12 protein-coding genes are annotated in these 19,966 nt (G+C 66.1%); 11 read left to right on the top strand and 1 reads right to left on the bottom strand.

The window, feature by feature from the left end; genetic code table 11:
• Positions 1–87: 87 nt before the first annotated feature.
• The gene (locus tag F2P45_RS18705) at positions 88–2,307 is read right to left on the bottom strand and encodes an OsmC domain/YcaO domain-containing protein (protein ID WP_166878379.1); all 2,220 of its coding nucleotides are present in this window, start codon (positions 2,305–2,307) and stop codon (positions 88–90) included.
• A gap of 259 nt (positions 2,308–2,566) precedes the next feature.
• On the opposite strand from F2P45_RS18705, the gene F2P45_RS37020 reads away from it, so the two are divergent.
• From F2P45_RS37020 to F2P45_RS18650, 11 genes are all read left to right on the top strand, one after another.
• Positions 2,567–3,253 carry an L-2-amino-thiazoline-4-carboxylic acid hydrolase gene (locus F2P45_RS37020; RefSeq protein ID WP_166878377.1) on the top strand — a complete coding sequence of 229 codons (687 nt, stop codon included), beginning with the start codon at positions 2,567–2,569 and terminating at the stop codon, positions 3,251–3,253.
• 133 nt (positions 3,254–3,386) lie between these two features.
• Positions 3,387–4,190 carry a 2,5-didehydrogluconate reductase DkgB gene (dkgB, locus tag F2P45_RS18695; protein WP_166878375.1) on the top strand — a complete coding sequence of 268 codons (804 nt, stop codon included), beginning with the start codon at positions 3,387–3,389 and terminating at the stop codon, positions 4,188–4,190.
• Between the two features lie 217 nt (positions 4,191–4,407).
• Positions 4,408–5,592, top strand: coding sequence for a serine hydrolase domain-containing protein (locus F2P45_RS18690; protein ID WP_166878373.1), 1,185 nt, complete (start codon positions 4,408–4,410; stop codon positions 5,590–5,592).
• A gap of 149 nt (positions 5,593–5,741) precedes the next feature.
• Positions 5,742–8,606 carry a DUF4132 domain-containing protein gene (locus F2P45_RS18685; RefSeq protein ID WP_166878370.1) on the top strand — a complete coding sequence of 955 codons (2,865 nt, stop codon included), beginning with the start codon at positions 5,742–5,744 and terminating at the stop codon, positions 8,604–8,606.
• A 9-nt stretch (positions 8,607–8,615) separates the two neighbouring features.
• Positions 8,616–11,501: a DUF4132 domain-containing protein gene (locus F2P45_RS18680; RefSeq protein WP_166878367.1), complete on the top strand. Its 2,886-nt coding sequence runs from the start codon at positions 8,616–8,618 to the stop codon at positions 11,499–11,501.
• 3 nt (positions 11,502–11,504) lie between these two features.
• Complete coding sequence (locus F2P45_RS18675; protein WP_166878365.1) at positions 11,505–13,412, top strand: DUF4132 domain-containing protein; 1,908 nt, start codon at positions 11,505–11,507, stop codon at positions 13,410–13,412.
• A gap of 42 nt (positions 13,413–13,454) precedes the next feature.
• Positions 13,455–14,555: an ATP-binding protein gene (locus F2P45_RS18670; protein ID WP_166878362.1), complete on the top strand. Its 1,101-nt coding sequence runs from the start codon at positions 13,455–13,457 to the stop codon at positions 14,553–14,555.
• Positions 14,545–16,848 (top strand): DUF5682 family protein, encoded by a 2,304-nt coding sequence (locus F2P45_RS18665; protein ID WP_166878359.1) that lies wholly within the window; start codon positions 14,545–14,547, stop codon positions 16,846–16,848. Before F2P45_RS18670 ends, F2P45_RS18665 begins: the two co-directional genes overlap by 11 nt.
• Positions 16,845–17,975: a VWA domain-containing protein gene (locus F2P45_RS18660; RefSeq protein ID WP_166878356.1), complete on the top strand. Its 1,131-nt coding sequence runs from the start codon at positions 16,845–16,847 to the stop codon at positions 17,973–17,975. The genes F2P45_RS18665 and F2P45_RS18660 overlap by 4 nt, the downstream gene beginning before the upstream one ends.
• Positions 17,972–19,591, top strand: a complete 1,620-nt coding sequence (locus tag F2P45_RS18655) for a hypothetical protein (protein ID WP_166878353.1) — start codon at positions 17,972–17,974, stop codon at positions 19,589–19,591. The genes F2P45_RS18660 and F2P45_RS18655 overlap by 4 nt, the downstream gene beginning before the upstream one ends.
• Positions 19,588–19,914 carry a hypothetical protein gene (locus F2P45_RS18650; protein ID WP_187367191.1) on the top strand — a complete coding sequence of 109 codons (327 nt, stop codon included), beginning with the start codon at positions 19,588–19,590 and terminating at the stop codon, positions 19,912–19,914. Before F2P45_RS18655 ends, F2P45_RS18650 begins: the two co-directional genes overlap by 4 nt.
• Positions 19,915–19,966 lie beyond the last annotated feature (52 nt).

Below are 19,966 nucleotides of genomic sequence, written 5' to 3'. Positions count from 1 at the left end.
CAGTGATGCGAAGCCGGCATGACCCGCTAAGCACTGGCTGCTCCGCGAGCCGGTGCGGCCCTGTGCGACGTCGCCGCCCGGGATTGGCTAGACTGCGCCGCCCTTGCTGGATGCAGCCGCAACCCTGGCGCGTGCGCTGTGCACTTTCCTGTAGCTGTCAATCAGGCGTTCGTGCTTGTCGAGCCCTTCCAGTTTCATACTGGTCGGCGTCAATCCGAAGAAGCGCACGCTGCCGTCCACCGACCCCATGACCGCATCCATGCGAGCGTCGCCAAACATGCGGCGGAAATTGACCGCATAATCGTCCATCTCCAATTCGTCATCGAGCAGCACCTCGAGCACGACGTTCAAGGCCTGGTAAAACAGTCGCCGCTCGACCGTGTTGTCGTTGTACTGCAGGAAGGCTTCCACCAGCTCCTGGGTCTCCTCGAATTGCTGTAATGCGAGATGAATCAGCAGCTTCAATTCCAGCGTGGTCAGCTGCCCCCAAACCGTGTTCTCGTCGAACTCGATCCCGATCAAGGTGGCGATGTCGGCGTACTCGTCCAGCTCGCTGTTTTCCATCCGCTCAAGCAGTGCTTCGAGGCTGGCTTCGTCCAGACGATGCAAGTTCAGGATATCGGCGCGGAACAACAGTGCCTTGTTGGTGTTATCCCAGATCAAATCGTCGACCGGATAGACTTCCGAGTAACCCGGCACCAGAATGCGGCAGGCGGCGGCGCCCAGATTCTCGTACGTCGCCATGTATACCTCTTTGCCCATGTCTTCCAGAATGCCGAACAAGGTCGCGGCTTCCTCGGCATTGGCGTTGTCGCCCGGGCTGCAGAAATCCCATTCGACAAACGGATGATCGGCCTTGGCACTGAAAAAGCGCCACGACACGATGCCGCTGGAATCGATGAAGTGTTCGACAAAGTTATTCGGCTCGGTGACGGCGTTACTGACAAAGGTCGGTCGCGGCAAGTCGTTCAAGCCTTCAAAACTGCGCCCCTGCAGCAGTTCGGTCAGGCTCCGTTCCAGCGCCACTTCGAAACTTGGATGCGCGCCGAACGAGGCAAACACGCCGCCCGTGCGCGGATTCATCAGGGTCACGCACATGACCGGGTAAGCCCCACCGAGCGACGCATCCTTGACCAGCACCGGAAAGCCCTGCTCTTCCAATCCGGCTATGCCGGCCAGAATGCCAGGGTATTTCGCCAGCACCTCCTGCGGCACATCGGGCAAGGCGATTTCACCTTCCAGGATGTCGCGTTTGACCGCCCTTTCGAAAATCTCCGACAAGCATTGCACCTGCGCTTCGGCCAGCGTATTCCCGGCACTCATGCCATTGCTGACGTAGAGGTTTTCGATCAGGTTGGACGGGAAATAGACCACCGCGCCGTCCGATTTGCGCACGTACGGCAGCGAACAGATGCCGCGCTCCACATTGCCGGAGTTGGTGTCGTACAGATGGGACCCACGCAACTCGCCATCGGGATTGTAGATTTCCAGGCAGTATTCGTCGAGAATCTCGGCCGGCAGCGCATCTTTGCGGCCGGGCTTGAACCAGCGCTCGTCGGGGTAATGGACAAACGGCGCGTTGGCGATGTCGTCGCCCCAGAACGTACCGCCGTAAAAGTGATTGAAATTGAGGCGTTCGATAAATTCGCCCAAGGCCGACGCCAGCGCGCTTTCCTTGGTCGATCCCTTGCCGTTGGTAAAACACATCGGCGAGTGCGCATCGCGGATATGCAGCGACCACACATTGGGAACGATATTGCGCCATGAAGCGATTTCAATCTTCATGCCCAGGCCGGCCAGCACGCCGGACATATTGGCGATGGTTTGCTCCAGGGGCAGATCCTTGCCCGGAATATAGGTGCTCGCGTCGGACGCCGGCGTCAAGGTCAGCAAGGCCTGCGCATCGGCATCCAGGTTATCGACCTCGTTAATCACGAACTCGGGGCCGGCCTGCACCACTTTCTTTACCGTGCAACGCTCGATGGAGCGAAGAATGCCCTGGCGGTCCTTATCGGAGATATCCGCCGGCAGCTCGACATCGATCTTGAAAATCTGCTGATAACGGTTTTCCGGATCAACGATATTGTTCTGCGACAGACGGATATTTTCGGTAGGAATATTGCGAGTTACGCAATACAACTTCACAAAGTAAGCCGCGCACAAGGCCGATGAGGCAAGGAAGTAATCGAACGGACCAGGCGCGGAGCCATCGCCCTTGTAGCGGATGGGCTGGTCGGCGACCACTGTGAAATCATCGAACTTGGCTTCAAGACGAAGCTTATCGAGAAAGTTGACCTTAATTTCCATGGGGGAATTCTAAAAGAGTGTTCAAATGGGTGAGCCAGCATTATCGTCGCTTTTGCCCTCACAGCATAGCTGCCGTCGACCTTGTCGAGGCGATCACCTCCAGTCGGGAAAGCCTGTGAACTGGATGGAAAGCGTCAGCGAGAGCCGGTACAATCCGATCGGTGCCCCCCAATTCCGCCGCGCTGCCAGCGGCCGCGCGGACGCCCCCCGGCGCAGAAGCCGATGGGCGATATTGATGTGTATATCAGAGAGGTGTCCCGTGACTGAGATCATCCATCCCTTTTACGAGTCGCATCGCGCTGCAATGGAGGCCGCCATGCGCCATCGCCTCGACCTTGCCGAACCGCTCTTGTGCGAGTGCATGCAGCTATCCGATATCGATGAGATCAGGCTTGAGGTGATGGGCGAATTTGCCGTCGTGCTGACCCGTATGCCCTATGTCGGCGGCACGGCAAGCCGTATGAGCGACTTTTTCATGCGTCTCATCGGCTTTATGGCCATCAGCCGCGTACTTCGACGACGCGGCCTGCCGCTGCCGGTGATCGGCGACATCGAACGCAAGACCTACAAAACGCAGTTGCTCACCGTGCCCGAAGCGGAACGTCTCGCCTCGGGCCGTCAATTCATGTCGCCGGAAAATCAGTCCCTGCTGCGCGAGCACGCTGCGAAAAGTGTTACAGCCAGCCATCAGTCCGAGTTTCCGCAAGATTTCGTCTGCGATTTTGTCGAACCTGGACCGGGTGATAACTTTGAATTCGGCATCAACTACACCGCTTGCGGCTTTTGCAAATTCGCAGCCCGCCATGGAGACGAGGAGATTTTGCCGAACATTTGCGGGCTCGATGTCGACGCCTATGCTACCCGTGGCATCCGCCTGGAAAGGACGCAAACCTTGGCTGGCGGCGCGACCCACTGCGATTTCCGATTCTCGCGTCTGTCCACGTAATCAAGCGTGGAAAGGACCTTTGGAGCACCCACATTTGACCTGGAAGCACAGATCTTGTGTCCACCCGCCACTGTTTCAGCAACCCGCTTCGGCCCATACTGGATCGACTTTCAACACGAACCAGGACATTCACATGAGCATTCCGACTTTTGGCGCCGGCACCTTTCGCCTGCAAGGGCAAGTTGTCATCGATTCGGTGCGCAACGCGCTCGAACTGGGCTACCGCGCCATCGATACCGCGCAAATCTACGGCAATGAAGCCGAGGTCGGCCAGGCGATCGCCGAATCCGGTGTGCCGCGCAGCGAGCTGTTCATCACCACCAAGATCTGGGTCGACAACTACGCCGACGACAAACTAGTCCCCAGCCTGCAAGAAAGCCTGGACAAACTACGTCTGGACGCGGTCGACCTGACCCTGATCCACTGGCCGGCGCTAGGCAAAGGCGTATCGGTCGAGGCGGCCGTAACGACCCTGGCGCGCGCCCGCCAGCAAGGGCTGACGCACCTGATCGGCGTTTCCAACTTCAATATCGCCGATACCGGGCTGGCCATCGGCGCCGTCGGCAAGGACGCCATCGCCACCAACCAGATCGAACTGAGTCCCTACCTGCAAAACCGCACACTCGTCGCCTGGCTGCGGGAACAGCGCATTCCCGTCACGTCCTACATGACGCTCGCCTACGGCAAGGTGCTGAGCGACCCGGTGATCATGGAAATCGCCAGCGGCCACCAGGCCACGCCGGCCCAGGTAGCGCTGGCGTGGGCACTGCAACTTGGCTATGCCGTGATCCCGTCGTCAACCCGGCGTGAGAATCTGGCCAGCAACCTGAAGGCACAGGCAATGCGTTTGAGCGCGGACGACATGGCCCGGATTGCCTCGCTGGAGCGCAACGGGCGCGAAGTCAGTCCTGCCGGGCTGGCACCTCAGTGGGATTGACGCTCTCTGGCCCGCCACCGGGCCGCATGGCTGCGACCTGCGCCCGGCCGATCCCTCGCTCGAAGCCGCCAGCCCGGCGTGCGGCGTCCGCTGCGGCGCGCCTTGACCGCAACGCAATGTTATCGAAAGAAATATTGATTACCGGAAGTATCGTACGTGTGATGTAATTGGGGCCCTTGTCGCTGTAAAGACAAGCCGATAATTACATGGAGATACTTTGAACAATACCCAGTCCAAACGCTTGTCCCCGCGCCCGCCTGCGTGCTCCACCGGCGCCCTCGCCTGCCTGCTGGCCATGGTCGCCGCCATGAGCGGCTGCGGCGGCGGCGATGGCGGCAAAAGCAATCCCGGCGGCACGAACGGCAACAATGCCGATACCAGGGTCCGGGTCGCGCCCAACCCGGGCGACAACTGGACCCTGGTCCCCGCCGCCGAGGTCGGCATGGACGGGGCCGTGCTGGCCGATGGCGTCGCCAAGCTGCCCGACGCCGCCAGCCATGGCATGTCGAGCATGCTGGTCACGCGCTACGGCAAGCCGGTGCTGGAACATTACTGGAACGGCTACGACAAGGACACCCTGCACGACCTCCGTTCGGCGACCAAAAGTATCACCTCGCTGATGATGGGGGTGGCGATTGACCAGCGCGTGGTCGGCGCCGTGAGCGATACGCTGGGCAGCTACCTTGCCCCCCTGTATCCTAACGCGCCGGCGTTCCGGCTCGGCCCCAAGCTCGACGACCTGCTCACCATGCGCAGCGGGCTCGACTGCAATGACTGGAGCGCCAGTTCGCCCGGCCACGAAGACAAGATGTACCAGCAGACCGACTGGCTGCGTTTCTACACCGGCATCCAGGCGAACGCCGCGCCCGGCAGCGTGACGCGCTACTGCACCGGCAATCCGGTCGCGCTGGGCCGCGTGATCGCCGTGGCCAGCAAGAAGCCGATTCCGGCGTTCGCCGACGAATTCCTGTTCGGCCCGCTGAACATCAAGAGCGCCAGGTGGGCCTCGTTCGACAACGGCGCCCAGACCGACACCGGCGGCCATATCCAGCTGCGCCCGCGCGACATGGCCAGGCTCGGCCAACTGGTCTTGCAAAAGGGACAGTGGAATGGCAAGCAGCTGGTATCGGCGGCGTGGATCGCCGAATCGACGCGCCAGCACACGCAGTTTGCCAGCCTGCCGCAACGCAATGGTTACGGCTACTTGTGGTGGCGCAGTGTAGAGACAGTCAAAGGTACATCCTATGACGTCATCTACGCCGACGGCAACGGCGGCCAGTTCATCATGATCGTCCCGGCACTCGAGATCGTCGCCGTGTTCACCGGCGAGAATTACAACCTGAGCAAGGCCGCATTTCCCTTCGACGTGCTCGACCGCACCATCCTGGCCGCGGTCAAATAGGCCGCCAGCCAGTCCAGGCGCAGCCCGACGCCCGCTCGGGTACGCGCCTGGCAGAACTTCAAATGTGTAATCACAGCAAGTTTCTCAACTGCTACAATTCCATTTTTCATGTCCTGGGCGGCGCCCCGCCCACTGAACCGAAAGCTTCCATGACCGATACGCCACTCTCCGCAACCCCGCTCGCCGAGATCGACGGCAGCTATGCCAACCGCGACGTCCTGGCCGGCGAAATCAGCCTGCGCCTGAAGAATGGGCGCGAACAGGAAGTCGTCGATTTCTTGAGGGAATGCGACGAATCGGTCTTGAATCAGCTGGGGTATGCAAGCGGCGATCTTGCGTGGGAAACCGATGCGGCGATTTGGCTGGCGCTGGCGCGGGTGACCGTGCCGCGCGGCGTTCTGCTGCGCGAAGCATGGGAGGCTGGCAGGCAGCGCAACGAAGCCTTTTCGCGCGAATTGTGCGAGCTGGCCGAGCAGTACCTGGCCGGCACCGGCGCCCGCAAGGATGCCCTCATTTTCGTCATGCGCAATATTATCGACCGCCTGGCGTATCCCGGCATCCCGCGCAAGCGCGTGTTCAATCTGCTGGAATGGAACCTGGCCCTGAGCCGTGCCGCGGGCTGGACCGATGGCCAGGGCTACAACAGCGTCCACCACCTGGTCCGGACCCTGGACGACACGGCGGACCTGATCGCCCTGTCCGCCACGGCTGAGCGCTACTTCGAGACGGCGCTGCAGGTCTTCAAGGACCGCGCGCCAGCGGGCGACCTGCGCACGCGCTGGTTGCCGTGGCACGATTTCTTCCAGCAATACCCGGAGTACATCGACCGCCATCACAGCGCACTCGGCGATCCGGCGCTGATCCTGCGGCGCTGGGACGCCGCCCCGCCCACACTGCGCGAAGACATGCTCGCCAGCCTGCTGCAGATGATGCGCTGGTATGACGGCGCCGACCAGGCGTGTGTCGCCGAGACCATCGATCAACTGGTGCGCACCGATGAAGCCTTCATCGGCATCGCGCTGCGCGAGCGGCCCTACAACTTCAACCTGGCCACCGCCACCCTGATCTGGCAACGCCAATACCCCGGCCTGGTGGCTATTCTCATGCCATTGATGACGGGGTCCCGCGATTCGGTGGGGCAATACCGCGAGCTGGTGCTGGAGATGCTCTCCAGCAGGCCCGATCTGATGCAAAGCGCGGTAGCGGCCAACCTGGACCAGCTGATCCCGCTGCTGGGCGCGGAGCTGCTGCGCACTGTGCTGCCGGACGTGGGCACCCTGATCGGCAAAAGTACCTCGAAATCGCTGCGCGAAGCCATCGCCGAGGCGGCCAAAACGCTGGCCATCGCCGATATCGTCCAAGCCGGCTGGCTGAACGTACGCAACAAAAACCTGCGCCTGGCCTGCAAGGACCTGCTCATTGCCCATCCGGACCAGGCCAGCGCCAGCCCCCTGCTGGCGGCCATGCTCGCCGCCGGCCAGCTCGACGCGGCAACGGCAAGTTCGGTGGAGGCGCACCTGGCCCGGGGCACGCCGTCCGCCGAGCCCCAGACGGGCGAGGCCGCACTGGCGCGCCTGGAAACGCAGGCGACCGGCATCAAGCGCTGGTCGGCCGCCATCAAGCCGCTCGACAATCCGGAACTGCTGGCGATGTTCCAGCCGCTGTCCGAACACGCGGCGCGCGCCGCGCTGCACCTGGCCGCGACCGGCGACGACGGCTTGCCGCCGCTGGCCGGGGCCCTGCTGGCGCAACTGCCGGCCGAAGCGCGCGCGCGCCTGGCGCTGCATCTGGTGCAAGTGTGGATTGGCAGCGAGGGCAATCCCAAGCTGCGCTTTGTACTGCAACTGGCCGTCGAAGGCGCGGACGACCGCATCGTCGACCTGCTCAGCGAGACGGTGTTCAGCTGGGCCAAGACGCGCAAGCAGCGCGCCGTGATCGCCGTGGAGCAACTGGCGGGCATCGATTCGCTGTATGCGCTGGCGCGGGTGCTGGAAATTTCGGAGTCGAAAAAGGTCAGGGGCATGATCCCCGAGGCGGCGCTCGATGCGCTCAAAGCGGCAGCCGCGCGGCGCAAGCTGGCCCTGGCCGAACTGCTCGACGAGCTGACCCCGGACTTCGGCCTCGGCCAGGGCATCTCGCTCACGGTCGGCGACGCCAGTTACCGCATCGTCCTCCAGGGCGACCTGTGCCTGCGCCTGGTCGACGCCAAGGGCAAGGTGTCGAAAACCCTGCCAGCGAACAAGGATGACGCCACGCGCGAGGCCTGGGACATGGCGAGCAGCCAGTTCAAGACGATCAGCGCCAGCCTGAAAGCGGTGGCTAAACTGCAAGCGCCGCGCATGCTGGCCGCCCTGGTCACCGCCAAGACCTGGAGCGCGGCGCGTTGGACCCAGCTGTTTCTCGATCACGCGGTGCTCAAGATCATGGGCCGCAGCCTGATCTGGCAAATCCAGGGCGAGCATGCGCGCAGTTTTCGCATCGCCGAGGACTTTTCGCTGCTGCAAGCCAACGACGAGGTGCTCGCCTTGCCGCCCGATGCACAGCTCAGCCTGTGGCATCCGGCCAGCGCGCGCGCTGGTGAAGCGGAGGCCTGGCGCAGCAATTTTGCCGACTACGAGATCGTGGCCCTGATCGACCAGATCGGCGCGCCGGCTGCCCTGCCGCCCGAGGCATCGATGAGCGCCGAGCACGTGCTGGCGCCGGCCGGCCTGAGCGTGGTGCAGGAACAGCTGGCGGCGACCCTGACCCGCTGCGGCTACCGCAAGGGGCCGGTGAACGACGGGCCGTCGATCGACTGGCACGAATGGCATCTGCCGGCGGCGCAGCTGGCGGTGCATCTGGAAAACGGTTACTGCTCGCCGATGATGGAACTCGGCAAGCCGATCGAGGTCCGCGGGATCCGGATATGGAACACCGGCACCGGCGCGGCCGTGCCGCCGGCCAGCCTGCCCGCGCCCCTGCTGGCCACCTTGTGGTCGCATTTACAATTACTTGACGCCAAGCGCAACCAATAGACCAGGATCATGAACGAACAAGAACAGACCGTGAACGATACCCTCCTTTCCACAAAACCATTGAACGAGATTGGCATCAAAGCCCACGGCGAAGATGCGCTGGCCAGGGAGCTCGGCGAGCGCTTCGAGAACGGCCGCGAGCAGGAAGTGATCGCCTTCATCCAGCAATGCGACCGCTACGTCCTGAAACAGCTGGTACACGTCGAGCGGGAACACGCCGTCTGGCGCCGTAGCAGCCAGTTGTGGCTGCGGTTTTTCCGCCTGACCGCGCCGCGCCATATCCAGTTTCCCGAACCGTACCCGGATGCGCGGCAGCGCGACGCCGCGTTCTCGCATGAATTGCGCGCGATTTGCACCACGCTGATCGCCGCCGCCGCGGCAGGTAGCGGGGCCGGCAGCCTCGAAGAAGCCGCAACATTCGTGCTCGATAACATCATCGAACTGCTGCCGTACGACGGCATGCCGCGCGATGAAGCGCTCAGCCTGCTCGCATGGAACCAGGAACTGCGCGCGCTGAACGGCACAGCGCAGGAGGACTTCGACCGCAATCGGACCCGCCTGATGCGATGCCTGAGCGATCCTGCGGACCTGCTCGCCTACGCATCCCAGCACGAGCGCTACTTCGATGACGCGATCGTGCTGCACAGGCATCGCAGCGACGCCCTGCCACGACGCGAACGCTGGCTCGCCTGGCACGATTTCTTTCATCTACACCCGGAGCGTTTCGACAAGCACCAGCAAGACATCGGCGATCCCGCGCTGATCGTGTGGCGCTGGCCGCAGGCCACGCCGGAACTCCGGCGGGCGATGGCGGAAACACTACTGGGTACGTTGTACCGCAGCGACAAAGGCGATCAGGCGGTTTTCCTCAAGGCGATCGATCAGCTCATGGCTGACAACCAAGCGCTGTTTGCCACCTTGATGGTCGAGAGAAGCTATCTGTTTTCGGGCAAGATCGCCACCCTGATCTGGCAAAAACAACATCCGGGCTTGCTGCCGGCGCTGCTGCCGACGATATTGGAAAGTTACCACTCGCTGGACGGCTATCGCGACACCCTGCGTCCGATGCTGTCAGGCCAGCCGGAGCTGGCGCTGACCATCCCGGGCGCCAGCATGGAAAAAATCATCCCGCTGCTGACCACGGACATCGTGCGCACCCTGCTGCCGGTGCTGGGCACGGTCATCGCCAAGAGCACCTCGAAAGCGCTCGGCGCGGCCATGGTCAAGGCAGCGAAAAAGCTCGCCATCGATGATATTGCCGGGTCCGGCTGGCTGGCGGTCCGCAACAAGAACCTGCGCAAAGTGTGCAAGGACATCCTGCAAGCGCACCCCGACAAGGCCGGCGCCGCACCGCTGCTGGCCAGCCTGGAGGCGGCCGAGGCCGGCGCGGCGGCGGTCGTTGCCGCGCGGGCGCCAGCGCCAGCCGGCCCGTTTACGAGCGAACTGGAGCGGATCGAATTCGAGGCGTCCGTCATCAAGCGCCTGTCGGTCGCCATCGCCCAGGTCGACAATCCCGAGACCCTGGCCCTGTTCCAGCCGCTGTCCAACCACGCGGCACGCACCGCCCTGCACCTGGCCGCGACCAGTAGCGACGCCCTGCCGCCGCTGGCCACGGACTTGCTGGCGCAACTGTCGCCCGAGAACCGGGCGCGCCTGTCCCAGCGCCTGGCCGAAACCTGGATCGGCAACGATGGCGAGCCGAAAATGCGCTGGATGCTGCGCCTGGCGGCAAGCGGCGCGGACGACCGCATCGTCGACCTGCTCAGCGCGACGGTATTCGCCTGGGGCAAAACCAGGAAACAGCGCGCGGTGGTGGCAGTGGAGCAACTTGAGCTGATCGATTCACCCTACGCGCTGGCCCGCGTGCTGGAGATTTCCGAATCGCGCAAAGTGAAGGGCATGGTGGTCGACGCCGCCGCCTATGCCTTGCGCGCGGCCGCCGCGCGGCGCAAGCTGAGCCTGGGCGACCTGCTCGACGAGCTGACCCCGGATTTCGGGCTCGGCCAGGGCATCACCTTGACGGTCGGTGCGCAAAGCTACCAGGTGGTGTTGCAGGGCGACCTGAGCCTGCGCCTGGTCGACGCCAAAGGCAAGGCCTCGAAATCGCTGCCTGCGAACAAGGAAGACAGCCTGAAAGAGGCATGGGAAGCGGCGGCCAGCCAGTTCAAGATCCTGTCCGCCAGCCTGAAAGCGGTCGCCAAGCTCCAGGCGCCGCGCATGCTGGCCGCGTTCGTGACCGCCAGGAGTTGGACTGCGTCGCGCTGGACCCAGCTGTTTCTCGATCATCCGTTGCTCAAAATCATGGGCCGCAGCCTGATCTGGCAAACCGACGGGGCTTCCGGCGTCAGTTTCCGTATCGCCGAAGACTTTTCCTTGCTGCAAGCGAACGACGAGGTAGTCACCTTGCCGCCCGATGCGCACGTCACCCTGTGGCATCCCGCCACCGCGCGCGCGGGAGAAATCGCGGCATGGCGCAGCAACTTTGCCGATTACGAACTCACGCCCCTGATCGACCAGACCGGCGCGCCGGCCGAACTGCCTCCCGCCGCGTCGATGACGGCCGAACGCCTGCTGGCGCCCGCCGCCCTGAAGGTGTTCCAGGAACATTACGCTGCGATTGCCAGCAAGTGCGGCTACCGCCAGGGGCCGGTGGGCGATGGGCCGTCCATCGACTGGCATGAATGGCCGCTGCCTGCGGCCCAGCTGGAAGTGCGGCTCGAAAACGGTTTCTGTTCGCCGTTCATGGATCTCGGCACCCCGATCGAGGTGCATGGCATCGCGGTGCGCGCCCTCGGCGGCGGCTACAAGCTGGTCGCACCCGCCAGCCTGCCGAAGGCGCTGCTGGCCACCTTGTGGTCGCACCTGCAACTGCTTGAGGCGAAACGGGTCGCCTGACCGATGGAAGACACTCATCGCTTCCTCGTTCCGCTGGCGGAGATGGATGTCGACCTGACGCTGGACGGCGTCTGGGTGATCGAGCGCGAGATTGCCGCCCGCCTGCGCGCGGGGCGCGGGCACGAGGTCATGGATTACATGGCCCACTGCGATATCGCGTTGCGCAAGGCCCTGGGCGCTACCGTGCTGGACGCGATCGACGCGGCAGCGTGCGACGATTTCCTTATGGCTGCGGACCAGCTGATCACGTCCGACCCAGCCCTGTTCGCCACGCTGCTGCGCGAACAAGGCGCGCTGTTCGGCCCGTCCCTTGCCAGCCTGATATGGGAAAAGCAATACCCAGCCTTGCTCCCCCTGTTGTTTCCCTTGATGACGCAGAGCCGCCGCGCGATCAGTGCCTATGAAGGCATCTTGCACGCGATCCTGTCGCGCCAGCCGACGCTCCTGCTCACAGCCGAGCCAGGCAAGCTGGACCTGCTGATTCCGCTGTTGCCAACGGACCTGCTGCGTGCGATCTTGCCGGAACTGGGAGCCATGATCGCCAAAACCAGCTCGAAAGCGGTGCGTGACGCAGTGGTCGCCGCGTCCGCCCACCTCGACCTTGACGAGATGTGCGCGGCGGGCTGGTTCACGGTGCGCAACAAGAACCTGCGCCTGGCGTGCCGCGACCTGTTGCTGGCCCACCCGAACCAGGCGGCCGCCGCGCCGCTGCTGGCCGGCATGCTGGCTGCGGGCGAGCTCGATCCGGCCTCCGCCAGTGCGCTGGCAGCCGTACTGGCTCCGATTGACGCTGGCGCCGCGCCGTCGCTGGCGCAGCTGGAAGCGCAGGCGGCCGGCATCACACGCTGGTCGGCCGCCATCAAGCCGCTCGACCATGCGGAGGTACTGGCGCTGTTCCAGCCTTTGTCCGGGCACGCGGCGCGCGCCGCGCTGCACTTGGCGGCCACCGGCGACGAAGCGCTGCCGCCGCTCGCCGCGGCCCTGCTGGCCCAGCTTTCGGCCGACCGGCGCGCTCGCCTGGCCCTGCACGCGGTGCAGACCTGGATCGCCGGCGAGGGCGAACCCAAACTGCGCTCGATGCTGCGGCTGCTGGCGAATGGCGCCGACGAGCGGATTGCCGAGCCGCTTGGTGCGGCCGTGTTTGCCTGGGGCAAAAAGAGCAAATATCCGCGCGCGGTGGTCGCCCTCGCGCAGCTGAGCGCGCTCGATACGCCGTACGCCCTGTTGCGCGTGATGGAAGCGGCCGAATCGATCAAGCTCAAAGGCCCGGTGATCCACGCGGCCGTCAAGGCGCTGGATGCGGCGGCGCAGCGGCGCAACTGCGCCATGGGCGAGCTGATCGACGACCTGACGCCGGATTTCGGCCTCGCCGAGGATTTTTCACTGATCGATGCCGATGACAAGCCGTTCCCCCTGGCGCCGGAGGCCCGGATCGCCCTCTGGCATCCGGCGGGCGCAGCGGCTGGCGAGGCCGAAGCATGGCGCTCCCATCTGGCCGACTACCTGCTCACGCCCCTGATCGACCAGACCGGCGCCCCGGCCGCCCTGCCCCCGGCGGCGCAGCTGACTGGCGACTGCCTGCTGGCGCCCCCGGGCCTGAGCATGACGCAACCCGATCTGGCCGCGATCCTGGGCAAGGCCGGCTACAGCGAGGGACAACGTTCCGGGACGCACGCCGCATGGATCGACTGGCACGCATGGCCCCTGCCGACCGCCCGCTTGGAAGTGCGCATACTACATAGTGCAGGTCCGGCGTCCCCTCACTTCGGCATGCCGGTCGGAATCGCGGCGGCCGAGCTGCGCGACGCCGCCGACGGCTACGCCCTGGTGCCGAGCGCGCATTGGCCCAAGTCGCTGCTGGCCACGGTCTGGTCGCATCTTTTGTTGCTGGATGCAAAGCGTCCGGCCTGATACGCTGTTACCTTTTTCAGAACCCAACCAGGAAGCGCACGCATGAACAACACCACCGCCGCCCAGCGCCTGCCGGCCGAAATGCGCTTTGCCGCCGAACTGGACGCGCTGGCGCAGGCCGACAGCGGTCCGCGTCCGGCCGGCTGGCGCCTGTCGCCGCGCGCGGCGCGCACCTTCATCCTCGGCAGCGCTACGGCGCAAGCCGGCGGCGTGAGCATCGCCCGCAAAATTCACGGCAACGATGCGCTGGTCGAACGCGCCATCGTCACCCTGGCCGGCCAGCGCGGGCTGATGCTGGCCGGCGAACCCGGCACCGCCAAGTCGCTGCTGTCGGAACTGCTGGCCGCCGCCATTTCGGGCGACACCACCATCTCGGTGCAGGGCGGCGCGGGCGTGGTCGAAGAACAGATCCGCTACGGCTGGAACTACGCGCTGCTGCTGCGCGACGGCCCCGGCAAGGCCTCGCTGGTGCCCGGGCCGCTGCACCGTGCGATGGCGCTCGGCCAACTGCTGCGTTTCGAAGAAATCACCCGCTGCGCCACCGAAGTGCAGGATTGCCTGGTGCCGGTGCTGTCCGAACGGCTGCTGCACATCCCGGAACTGAAAGAACAACAGCCCTACCTGCTGGCGCAGCCGGGTTTCAATGTGATCGCCACGGCCAACCTGCGCGACCGTGGCGTGAACGAGATGTCGGCCGCGCTCAAGCGCCGCTTCAACTTCGAGACCATGCAGCCGCTCGACAGCATCGCCACCCAGGTGACGCTGATCGGCGACGAAGTGCGGCGCGAACTGCTGGCGGCGAACATCGGCGTGGCGGTGCCGCCCGACGTATTGACGCTGCTGGCGACCGCCTTCCACGAACTGCGCGCCGGGGCGGTCGACGGCATCGCCATCGAACGCCCGGGCACGGTGCTCTCGACCGCGCAGGCGATCAGCGTGGTGTGCGACGCCGCCTCGCAGTGCTGGTATTTTGGCGAAACCACCCTGCGCCCGGCGCATGTGGCGCGCTACCTGCTCGGCACCGTGATCCAGGACGACCAGGAAGACCGGCGCCGTTTCAGCGAATACCTGCGCATCGTCGCCAAAAAACGCAGCCTGCGGGCCGACTGGATGGACTTCGTGGCGGGCGCGCGTGAACAGTGATGCGCAGCGCCTGTCGCCACGAGCCGGGCTGATGTTCGCCCCGGTGCGCCATCACAGCCCGCGCTGCGCCCATCACCTGCGCGAGCTGGTGGCCGGCTTTGCGCCGCAGCGCATCCTGATCGAAGGGCCGGACGAACTGAACGCCCTCATGCCGCTGCTGCAGCACAAGCAAACCCGCGCACCGGTGGCGGCGTATCTGCACGCGGTGGCCGGCGAGGAGGCGCTGCGCTGCCGCGCCTACGTGCCGCTGACGGCATTTTCGCCCGAATGGGTGGCCCTGCGCGAAGCGGCCCGCCTGCACATTGCCGCCAGCTTCATCGACCTGCCATTCGCCACCCGCGTAACTGACACCGGCAACAGCGCCTATTTTGCGCGCGCACCCGAGCCGACCCTGGCCGACGAGCCGCGCCCCGACCTGATCGCGGCCCTGGTCGCGCCGAGCGGCTGCCAGGATTTCGACGCCTGGTGGGAGCGCCATTTCGAGTCGGGCCTGGACGCACCAAGTGCGCACGCCTACTTTGCGTCGCTGCTGGTTTTCGGCGAGTTGCTGCGCGCCGGCAGCGGCATGGACCCGGACAACGCAGCGCGCGAGGCCCACATGGCCGCCAGGATCAGTGAAGCGCTGGCGCTCGGCGAGCGCTGCCTGGTCGTCTGCGGTGCCTACCACGTGGCCGGCATCAGCGCCATGCTCGACGCCCCGGCGCAAGGCGTCGTCCCGGCGGCGCAGGAAGTCGGCGTCCATCTGATCGCGTATCCGCTGGAGCGCTTCGAACGCTCGCAGCGCTACAGCGCCGGCATGCCCGCGCCGGGTTACTACCAGCGCGTGTGGCAAGCCTGGCAAGCGGGCGACCTGGCGCCGTACCGGCAGCCGTTCGCGGCGCTGGCGCTCGAACTGGCCGCGAATCTGCGCGAGAGCGGCATCCCGGTCACCCTGCCGGACGCGATCGAAACCGTCGCCATGGCGCACCGGCTGGCGGCGCTGCGCGGCTGCCATGCCGGCCTGGCCGAACTGCGCGAATCGCTGCGCAGCACCATGCTCAAGGATGACAGCGACGAGGCCGGCTTCGCCGCCACCCTGGCCAGCCTGCTGGCGCGCGGCCCGGACGGGGCGCTGCCGCCGGACATGCCGCTCGCGCCGCTGCTGGCCGACGCCATCGCCGCCTGCCTGCGCCACCGCATGCCCAGCCGCTTCGGCGAGAGCAAGAAGAAGGACCTGGACATCTACCGCAACGAAAGGCACCGGGCGGCATCGCAAGTGCTGCACCAGCTGCGCTTTCTGGGCGTGCCGTACGGCGAACGCGTGGCCGGCCCCGATTTTGTGAACGCCACCGATCTTGGGCGGGTGCGAGAAATCTGGTCCCTGCGCTGGATCACCGAAACGGCCACCAGCCTGACCGAAAACAGCCGCTATGGCGCCAGCCTGGCCGACGCCGCCGTCAACAAGCTGCTCGAACAACTGGCGCAGCCTGCCGGCTCGCCGGCCGACCTGGTGCTGCAAGTGCTGGCGATGGGGCTCGACAAAGTGGCCGACAAGGTCCTCGACGGGGTCGAACGCTGGCTGGGCGACAGTTACGACCCGCTGGCACTGGCCCAGGGCACGGCCAAACTGGCGCTGGCCTTCGAGGCGCGCCTGGCGCTCGGCGGGGTCGGCATGGCGCGCCTGCTGCCGCTGCTCGAACGCGGCTTCAGCCAGACCTGCATCCGCCTGCCGTGGCTGGGCATGACTGATGCGGCGCGCTCCCAAGCCATGCTGGCCGCGCTCGACGATCTGCACGGCATGATCCGGCGCCAGGCGCAATGGGCCGATCCGGCCCTGTTCTACGACGCCTGCGCCAGCCTGCACGACGGCGACGTGGCGCCCCAGGTGCGCGGCGGCGCGGCCGCCATCCTGACCGTGTCGGGCAGCTGGACGCCGGGCCGGACCAGCGCGGCGCTGGCCGCCACCTTCGCACTGGCGCACCTGGCGCCGCAAGCGATTTCCGACTACATGCAGGGTTTCCTGCGCATCGCGCGCAGCTGGATGCTGGCCAGCCCGCAGCACCTGGACCAGTTGAGCGCCGTGCTCGCGGCCTGGAGCGAAGACGATTTTTTGAGTGCGCTGCCGTCGATGCGGCTGGCGTTTTCGCAGCTGTCGCGGCGCGAGACCGACGAACTGGCGCGCGTGCTGGCCGGCCCGTCGCAGGCATTGGACCTGGGCGGCCGGCGCGTGCCCGACATGGACACGCTGCACCACAGCCGCCTGTGCCTGGAACAGGTGGCCGGCATCATGCAACGCTGGGGAGTCGGACCATGAGCGAACGCGCACTCGATGCGGACACCTTGCGCCGCTGGCGCCTGGTGCTGGGCGCGGCGGCCGAAGACGGCCTGCGCGGCCAGGCGCTGGGCGCCACCGACGACCAGCGCGACCAGGCGCTCGGCTTCCTGTACGACCGCGAACAGGACGGGCATCCACGCGAGCGCAGCGGCGGCAGCGGCCGCGCCGATCCGGCGGCGGTGCGCTGGCTGGGCAAGGTGCGCACGCTGTTCCCGCAAACGGCGGCCGAGGTGCTGCAACGCGACGCGCTCGAACGCTACCAGCTGCACGGCCTGTTGACCGACCCCGCCGTGCTCGACACGGTGGCGCCCAGCATGGACCTGGTGCGCATCCTGCTCGGCCTGCGCCACATGCTGCCGCCGCCGGTGCTGGCCAAGGCGCAGGAGATTGTCGCCAAAGTGGTGGCCGAACTGGAAGCGCGGCTGGCGCCGCGCGCGCTGAGCGCCTTTGCGCCGCGCCGCCAGCGCCATGCGCGTGGAGGAAGAGCGCGCCTGTCGGACCTCGACTGGCCGCACACCATGCGCCACAACCTGCGCCACTACCAGAGCGACACCGGTGAGCTGATCCTGGAACGCCTGTTTTTCAAGCGCCGCCACGAACAGCGCCTGCCGTGGCATTTGTGGGTCGTGGTCGACCAGAGCGGATCAATGTCGGAATCGGTGATCCATAGCGCCGTCATGGCCAGCATTTTCGCGCGGTTGCGGGCGGTGCGCACGCGCATGCTGCTGTTCGCCGACGATGTCACCGATGCCAGCAGCCAGTTGCACGCGCCCGAAAAACTGCTGATGTCGGTGCAGATCGGCGGCGGCACCAACATCGGCGCTGCCCTGGCGTGCGCGCGCGGGCAGATCGACACGCCCCGGCGCAGCGTGGTGGTGCTGATCAGCGACCTGTATGAAGGCGGCACGCGCGCGCCCCTGCTGCGCGAAACGGCGGCGCTCACCCGCAGCGGCGTGACCGTGCTGGTGCTGGCGGCGCTCGACCGCCAGGCGGAACCCGACTACGACCGCGAAACGGCGCGCCAGATGGTTGCCTGCGGCGCCGAGGCGGCGGCCATGACGCCGGACGCGCTGATCGACTGGCTGGCCACGAGGATGCAATCTTGACGACCGCCTTGTTCGACTGGATCCGCAGTCTCGACGAAGACAGCGTGGCCGCCTGGGCCAACAAGGGCCTGGTGCGGCGCGGCCTGAAAGTGCTGGCCGACGGCGCCGACGCGCAGTGGCGCACCGGCGCGGGCGAGGCCACGGCGCGCATCGAAGGCTTTACCCAGCATATCGGCCGGGTGGGATTCGAGCATGCGCGCTGCGACTGCCCGGCGCAGGTGACCTGCCACCATCTGTGCGCGTTTTTGCTCGGCCTGGGCCGGCACCTGCCCGATGGCGCGGCGCAGCCCACGCCCGCGCAGGCCGACTGGCTGCTGGCCGGGAGCGGCAAACTGGCCTCGCTGCTCGGTGTGGCGGCGCTGCGCAAGGCCTTGCAGTGGCTGGCCAACGACATCGAAGCCGACCTGCAAAACGAGGCCGGGTCGATCAGCGGCACGCTGGAGCTGGCCGAGGCCGTCGTGGTGCGCCTGCCGGCGGTGGGCGGACTGGCGGCCGCCCTGTGCAGCTGCCGCAAGCCGGCTTGCGTGCACCGCGCGCTGGTGGTGCTGCAAGCCAGGCGCGCGGCCGGCCAGCCGATTCCGCCGCTGCCGCCGGTGGCGCTCGACCTTGATGCCGCCGACAAGCTGGCGCATTTGCGCGGCTGGATGGAATCGCTGGTGGTGCAGGGATGGTCGGGCAGCGGCCAGGCCTTCCTCGACCAGGGCGAGGCGCTGGCGGTGGAGCTGAAACAGGCGCAGATGCCGCGCGTGTGCACCGCCCTGCAGCAGCTGGTGGCCTTGCTGCGGGCAGACAGCGGCGGCGCGCAGGATGCGCTGGCCGCCCTGTGGATGCTGCTGCGCGGTTTGCAGGCGTCGCCGCCGCCGCGCCCGTTGCGCGAGCTGACCGGCGTGCACCGGCGCGGCTATGGCGCGGTGGGCGAACTCGAACTGCATTGCGCCGGCGTCGAACGCTGGGATACGGCGGGCGGCCATCACGGTTTTTCGCTGCACTTCTGGGCACCGGCGCGCCAGGGCTATCTGGTCTGGTCGGAAGTGCGCCAGCAGGCGCTCGCGCCCGAATGGGACCCGGACCAGGCGCTGGCGCAGGCGGACCTGGGCGGCCTGGCAGTCAAATCCATGCTCGGCTCGCCCTGCATGCTGGCGTCGGGCTGGGTCAGCGGCAATGGCAGGTTGTCGGGCCGGGATGGCACGCGCATGCACGCGCTGGCCGGCGCATTGCGCCTGCCCATTCTCGACGACCTGACGCCCATGATCGCGCGCATGGCGGCCGACCTGCACGACGATCCGTGGCGCATTGCCGCACCGGCCGCCTGCTGCATCGCCATTGCGGAGCAGGCGCCGCTGCACGGCGATCGCAACAGCGGCGCCTGGTCGATGCAGGTGGGCGACGCGGCCGGCAACCGTCTGCGCTTGCAGGGCAGCTTCGGCGGCACGGTCTACCAGGAACTGAACAAGGCGCGGCGCGCCGGATGGCGGATGGCCGCGCTGTTCGGCTATCTGTGGATCGAAGGCGGCGAGCTGTTGATGCGTCCAATCAGCGTCCGCTGGAACGACGATGCGCAATGGCGCGACCTGAGCGTGCCATGGCTGCGCGCCGACAAGGAGAAACCGCGATGACATTGCCGGACTGGCTCGACGAAGGCTGCGCCTGGCTGGCGCAAGTGCAGAAAATCGGCTTGAGCATGAGCGGGCGCGAGCTGCTCGACCGCGGACGCGCCTGGCAGCAACAGGGCGAGCTGCTCGGCTGGCAACAGACCGGCCGCCTGTTCCAGACCGTGGCGCGGGAAGCCGCGCCGATGAGCGAGCGCGCCAGCGCCCTGCTGGACCTGGCCGTCTGGCTGACGACCGCACGCCGCGTCCTGCAGGCGCAGGCCCTGGCCGAGGCAATGCATGCTCACACCAAAAATGGCGACCCTGATGGTAGTATTGTGGCAATATAGAGATATTTGCAAGAACAGTTGTCTCGACGCTGCTCCTGCTTCCGATGAATTC

The organism is Massilia mucilaginosa (assembly GCF_011682145.1).
GTDB classification, from domain to species: Bacteria; Pseudomonadota; Gammaproteobacteria; order Burkholderiales; family Burkholderiaceae_D; genus Telluria_A; species Telluria_A mucilaginosa.
The sequence above is the reverse complement of the archived record's forward strand: the minus strand, read 5'-3'. Positions and strand labels throughout refer to the sequence as shown.